This is a genomic window from Mesonia phycicola, from assembly GCF_900141885.1.
Classification (GTDB): domain Bacteria; phylum Bacteroidota; class Bacteroidia; order Flavobacteriales; family Flavobacteriaceae; genus Mesonia; species Mesonia phycicola.
In genome coordinates this window covers 1-1,001 of the sequence record NZ_FQYY01000004.1, presented here as the reverse complement: position 1 = coordinate 1,001, position 1,001 = coordinate 1, and the positions used below count along the sequence as shown (strand labels likewise).

General features: G+C 34.8%; 1 protein-coding gene. It reads left to right on the top strand.

Annotation, left to right across the window (positions count from 1 at the left end; genetic code table 11):
- Positions 1-1,001: choice-of-anchor Q domain-containing protein (locus tag BUC03_RS06340; RefSeq protein ID WP_317041151.1), on the top strand; the 1,001-nt coding region annotated here is incomplete at both ends.

Sequence of the window (1,001 nt, the reverse complement as noted above, 5' to 3'; positions counted from 1 at the left end):
AGTGGAGATTTTAATGATGATGATGTAATTACAGGTGCTGGAAGCAGCTTAAGTTTTACTAATAATACAGAAAATGCTTATCATGTACTTATATGCTCTGGAGATGTAGGTAGTGCAAGTCTAGACGGCTTTACCATAATAGGGGGAAATGCAAATGATTTCACATACCAGTATGTAAACGGAATTATGATTGATACTTTTAATGGCGGGGGAATGCATAATGCTTCTTCTCTAATTATAACCAATACTACTTTTAGTGGGAATTATGGATATAATGGTGGCGGAATGTTTAATAATTATTTTTCTCTAGTTATTACCAATACTAATTTTAGTGAGAATATTGCTAATTATGGTGGCGGAATGTTAAATTTTTATAATTCTGCTGCAGTTATTACGAATTCTACTTTTAGTGGGAATAATGCTGTATATGGTGGCGGAATGTGTAATGAATCATCTTCTCTAGATATTTCCAATAATACTTTTATTGGAAATAGTGCTAAATATTCTAGCGACGTAATGGCTAATTTTTATAATTCTTCTCTGAATATCTACAATTCCATCGTATGGGGAGAGCTTTATAGTAATTCTTTTTCTTCTACCCTAGATATACAATATAGTTTAATAGAAGGCAGTAGCGATACTAGCAATGGTAACCTAGATGCTACAGGACTTACAGAAACAGACATTTTTACAGACCCAACCAATGGAGATTATAGTTTAAAAGATAGTAGTGTAGCCATTAATGCGGCTAGTAATACCTTATATACTAGTGTAGGAGGAGACTTAACCAACGATGTAGATATAGCGGGTAATGCACGTTTGGTTGGTAGTACTTTAGATATAGGGGCTTATGAAAACCAACCTCTTCAATTAGTGCCAGATACTAGCAACATTGTTTATGTCAACAAAAACGTAAGTGGTGGTACAGCAGATGGTAGTTCTTGGGCCAATGCTATCCCAGAACTAGCCGATGCTTTAGTTTGGGCAAAACAAAATGAAGC